The organism is Brevibacterium sp., assembly GCF_022712115.1.
In the GTDB taxonomy this organism is placed as follows: Bacteria; Actinomycetota; Actinomycetes; order Actinomycetales; family Brevibacteriaceae; genus Brevibacterium; species Brevibacterium salitolerans.
Map to the genome: position 1 here is coordinate 1 of NZ_JALAHB010000044.1, position 4,678 is coordinate 4,678.

The window sequence follows — 4,678 nt, forward strand, 5'->3', positions numbered from 1 at the left end:
GCCGGCCACGTCTGCCGGCCGGCCCGTGCGGGGCACGGAGGACCCCGCACCCGAGGCCGTCTCCGGCTGAGCGGTCGCCCGCGCCGGCGGGAGCGGCGGAGTGTCGCAGGTGCCCGGCTTCCGGTGCCCTCAGCATGTCAGGTGTGCGCTGCGGGCGCCGTGTCCGTCACCCGGTCCCTCCCGCCCCTGTCCACCCGCCTGAGGATCTCAGGCACCGCGGTCGCGCGGGTGACGAGGCGGGCCTCGGGCCACTCCTCACCGGGTGAGAGCTCGCCACCGGCGAGCACGCGGGCACGCAGCTCCTACCAGCGCTTCCAGTGGGCCTCGAACGCAGCGGGACGCACCACTCTGCCGCGTGCGTGCTGTCCGGCGAGCGCCTCCTCCCGCCCGATGTCGATGCAGAGAATTGCGGGCAGCAGGCCCCGCCGCAGAGCCAGCCGCAGAATGAGCCGCCGGCTCCATCTGCGCGTCCCCGGATCGTGGATCACCAGCGGGGTCCCGCTGGGTCTGAGGAGCTGTGTGAGCACCGCGAGGTGGGCGAGGGTGTGGACGATCGGCCTGGCCGCGGAATAGGGCAGTGCGGGTGCGAGGCGGGACAGCCGCAGGCGCATCCGGTCCGGGTCTGCGAGGCGGACCTCGGGACGTGCGCGTGCGATCACCCGCAGGGCGCGCGACTTCCCGGCGCCGGGGACGCCGGCGAGGAGGACCACGGGCGTGGCGGGCCTGGACATGGACCGATTGTGTCCGGCCCTGCCGTCAGAAGACTGCGGGCGGGCCCGGAGTTCGCCGTGAACGGCCGGCTCAGCGTCCCTCGGCCGCGCCCGGGGAAGCCGCCCGCGCGGTGGGTGTGCACGTGGGCGGCCGCCTCCGTTCCGTCCGCTCAGTGGGTGAGCACGGTGATGCCGAGCACGCAGAAGACGATGCCGAAGACGAGGTCCAGCGCTGCGGACCGGCGGGGATCTGCGAGCAGCCGCCCGATCCTCACCGCCAGCAGCGTCGTGAGGGACAGGACCAGGAGGGTCGCGACCGCGGGAGCCGCCGCCAGCAGGGCGAAGTCCGCGGGCCCGGGTCGCGGCGGGACGAATCCCGGCAGGAGCGCGAGGAAGAAGAGGCCGGTCTTGGCGTTCGTGAGCGAGCTGATGACCCCCGTCCTGAAGACCGCGCCCGAGGCGGCCGCGCCTCGCCGGTCCCTCCGCACCCCGGGCGCCGTCGCGGAGGGCTCCCGCCGCGCGGATCGCAGCAGGAGGGCCGCCGGGACCGCGGCCCGGACGCCGAGGAAGCAGAGATACGCGCCCCCGGCGATCCTCACAGCGGCGAAGGCCGCGGGGGAGGCCTGCAGCGCCGCCGAGACCCCCGTCAGTGCCAGCACCGCCCACAGGAGGATGCCCAGGCAGACGGCCGCGGCGTAGACGAAGCCTGCGCGATTCCCTGCGAGCGCGAACCGGAGCGTGAGGAGGGTGTCCTGACCGGGGACGAGCGCGATGACCGCGCTCGCGAGAAGGAAGGGGCCGAGGGTGTCAGTCGTCACGGTGCATCTCCATGCATCCAGACTGTCCTGCTCATCCATCAAGGTAAAGCAATGAATCCTCCACAACCGTCCGCCTTAGCTTTACAGTGGATGCATGTGGGATCTCAGACGCCTGCGCGCGTGGCGGGCCGTGGTGGCGAGCGGCAGCGTGCAGGGCGCGGCGCGCAACCTGAACTTCTCGCCTGCCGCGGTGAGCCAGCAGATCATCGCCCTGCAGCGGGAGGTCGGGATCCCGCTCTACGAGCGCCGCGGTCGCGGCCTGGAGCCCACTGCGGCCGGGCTGCGGCTCGCGGAGGAGTCGGCTGAGCTGTTCGCCGGGGCACGGCGCCTCGATTCGGTCGTCGAGGACCTGCGCGGCGACCCGGCCCCGCATCTGGCGATCGGCTGCTTCTCCTCCGCGGCGCGGGAGTGGATGCCGACCGTGGTGCGCGAGGTCCGCGCCGGCTTCCCGGACATGCGGTTCGAGGTCAGCGTGAACGAGCCGTTCCCCGGGCCCGGCCGGCGGCCCAGCGACATCGAGATCCACAACGAGGTCCCCGCCGAGGGCCGCGTCCGCCTGCGCGGCTACCGGAGGTCCGCCTCTGCAGACGATCCCTGCGTGGTGGTGATGGGCGAGGCGCATCCGCTGGCCGCCGAGGCCGTCCTGCCCATGCGCGCGCTGGGCGAGGAGCCGTGGGTGGACCACGACATCTACGACAGTCCCACCGGCAGGGTGATCGCACAGGCCACCCGCGCCGCCGGGTTCGAGCCGCGCCACCTCGCGCGGTCCGATGACCACGATGCCGTGCTCGCGATGGTGCGGGCGGGGATCGGGGTCACGGTGCTGCCCGCGCTCGCCGCCCGGAGCCTCCCGGACGGCCTGCGCGCCGTCCCCCTGGAGAATCCCACCCCGGTGCGCCGTGTGGTGCTGCAGATCCGCGAGGCCGCCGAGCACCGGCCGTTCGTGGCCGCGGCGGAGGAGGCGATCAGGACGGTGGCGGGCATGACGGCCGTGCGCACCGGGTCGTAGGCGCGTGAGTCGCGGCACAGTCCGTGCTTCGCCCCGTGTCCGCGGGCGCGGATACACTGGCCCCGCAACCGACCGACGCGGGGATCCGCACCTTCAGGAGGCGCACACATGGCCGTGAACACAGATCTGCAGGGAGCCGCGTACTCCCTGCCGCAGCCCTACGAGGTCAGCCGTGAGGCCATCGCGGAGTTCGCCCGCGCGGTGGGTGCGGAGAACCCCGCGCACTTCGACGCCGCGGCGGCCCGCGCGCTGGGCTACGACGACGTCGTGGCCCCGGCCACCTTCCCGGTGATCCCCTCGCAGCGCTGCGAGGCCCTCTACATCTCCAGCCCGGACGCGGGCATCGACTACTCCCGCGTGGTGCACGGACAGGAGCAGTTCGACTACGTGCGGCCCGTGGTCGCCGGTGACAGGCTCGCCGCCACCACGCACGTCGACGGCCTCCGCGAGGCCGGCGGCAACGCCATGATCACCACGCGCACGGAACTGTCAGACGCCGCGTCCGGCGACCTCGTCGTCACCGTGACATCGACCATCGTCGTCCGCGGCGAGAAGTGAGGGAGAGAGCCTTGACCGCAGAGAACACCGCCTCCGCACGCCCCGCCCTCGCGGACCTCGAGGTGGGGCAGACCGTCATCGAGACCGCGATCCCCGTCTCCCGTGCGGATCTCATCGCCTACGCGGCGGCCTCGGGGGACCACAACCACATCCACTGGAACGAGCGCTTCGCCCGGGAGGTGGGCCTGCCGGACGTCATCGCCCACGGCATGCTGACGATGGGCTCCGTCGTCGCGAAGATCACCGACTGGGCAGGCGACCCGGGCGCGGTGGCGGACGTCCGCACCCGCTTCACCAGCATGGTCGTCGTCCCGGACGCGGAGTCCGGGACGCCGGACCAGCCCACCGCGCAGCTCGACCTCACGGCGAAGGTCGGTGCCCTCGACCCGGAGAACGGGGTCGCCCGGCTGGACCTCGAGGTCGCGTCCGCCGGGGAGAAGGTCCTCGGCCGCACGCAGGTGAAGGTCCGCCTGCGGTGAGGCTTGCGGATCTCACCACCTTCCGCGTGGGCGGCCCGGCCGCAGACGTCACGGTGGCTGCCACGGCGGAGGAGCTGCGCGCGTTCGTGCGCAGCCACCCCCTCCGCGCGGCGCAATCACCCGCGGAGCTGGCACAAGGACCGGCTGGTCCGGACGTCCTGTTCGTGGCGGGCGGATCCAACCTCCTCGTCGCGGACGAGGGGTTCGCCGGCCCGGTCTGTGTCATCCGCACCTCCGGCCTCGAGTGGGAGGAGGCGGACGGCGGTGACCTCGTTCGCGTCACCGCGCAGGCGGGACACACCTGGGACGCCCTCGTGGCGGAGACGGTGGAGCGCGGGCTCGCGGGCCTCGAGGCCCTCTCCGGGATCCCCGGCTCCGTGGGCGCCTCGCCCGTGCAGAACGTGGGCGCCTACGGTGCGGAGGTGGCGGACACCCTCGTCTCCGTGCGCGTGCTGGACCGGATGACCGGGGAGGAGCGGGAGCTCGCCCCGGAGGAGCTGGGATTCGGGTACCGCACCTCCCTGCTCAAGCGTTCGGCCGCGCAGCTGGGCGCTGTCCGGTACGTCGTCCTCGCGGTGACCTTCGCCCTGCGGGCAGGCGGTGCTCAGGGAGGCGCGCCTGTGCGCTACGGCCAGCTCGCGGGCGCCCTCGGCGTGGAGCTGGGCGCGCGCGTGGAGGTCGCCGCTGTGCGCGAGGCCGTCCTCGCCCTGCGTGCGTCCAAGGGCATGGTGCTGGACCCCGCGGACCACGACACCTGGTCGGCGGGGAGCTTCTTCACCAATCCGATCCTGCCGCTGCCGGTGGACGAGGACGGCGGGCGCGCGGCGCCGGAGTCCGTGCTGCCGGCCGGGGCTCCCGCCTATCCGGTCCGCGACCCGCTCACCGGTGAGCCGGACCCGGCCGTCGTGAAGACCTCGGCGGCGTGGCTCATCGACCATGCGGGATTCACCAAGGGCTATGCACTGCCGGGCGGCCGCGCCGGCCTGTCCGCCAAGCACACCCTGGCGCTCACGAACCGCGGCGGGGCCGCGGCGGCGGACATCCTCGACCTCGCCGTGCACATCCGTGACGGCGTGGAGCGCGCGTACGGCATCCGCATGGAGC

Annotated in this window: 7 protein-coding genes; 4 read left to right on the plus strand and 3 right to left on the minus strand. The window is 73.6% G+C overall.

Annotated features, from left to right (window positions below; all coding sequences use genetic code 11):
- Positions 1-137 precede the first annotated feature (137 nt).
- The 3 genes from Q0A33_RS02565 to Q0A33_RS02575 form a co-directional block, all read right to left on the minus strand.
- Positions 138-287, minus strand: coding sequence for a hypothetical protein (locus Q0A33_RS02565; protein ID WP_291792633.1), 150 nt, complete (start codon positions 285-287; stop codon positions 138-140).
- Between the two features lie 15 nt (positions 288-302).
- Positions 303-731: an AAA family ATPase gene (locus Q0A33_RS02570; protein ID WP_291792636.1), complete on the minus strand. Its 429-nt coding sequence runs from the start codon at positions 729-731 to the stop codon at positions 303-305.
- A gap of 149 nt (positions 732-880) precedes the next feature.
- Entirely contained in the window at positions 881-1,528 is a 648-nt protein-coding gene (locus Q0A33_RS02575; RefSeq protein WP_291792639.1) for a LysE family translocator, read from the minus strand.
- A 94-nt stretch (positions 1,529-1,622) separates the two neighbouring features.
- On the opposite strand from Q0A33_RS02575, the gene Q0A33_RS02580 reads away from it, so the two are divergent.
- From Q0A33_RS02580 to Q0A33_RS02595, 4 genes are all read left to right on the plus strand, one after another.
- On the plus strand, positions 1,623-2,537 hold the full coding sequence (locus Q0A33_RS02580) for a LysR family transcriptional regulator (RefSeq protein WP_291792641.1): 915 nt from the start codon (positions 1,623-1,625) through the stop codon (positions 2,535-2,537).
- Positions 2,538-2,645: 108 nt separating this feature from the next.
- Positions 2,646-3,095: a MaoC family dehydratase N-terminal domain-containing protein gene (locus tag Q0A33_RS02585; protein WP_291792644.1), complete on the plus strand. Its 450-nt coding sequence runs from the start codon at positions 2,646-2,648 to the stop codon at positions 3,093-3,095.
- An 11-nt stretch (positions 3,096-3,106) separates the two neighbouring features.
- Positions 3,107-3,574 carry a MaoC/PaaZ C-terminal domain-containing protein gene (locus tag Q0A33_RS02590; protein WP_291792647.1) on the plus strand — a complete coding sequence of 156 codons (468 nt, stop codon included), beginning with the start codon at positions 3,107-3,109 and terminating at the stop codon, positions 3,572-3,574.
- Positions 3,571-4,678, plus strand: a 1,108-nt coding sequence (locus tag Q0A33_RS02595) for a UDP-N-acetylmuramate dehydrogenase (RefSeq protein ID WP_291792649.1), incomplete at its 3' end; no start/stop codon positions are given. The genes Q0A33_RS02590 and Q0A33_RS02595, both read left to right, overlap by 4 nt.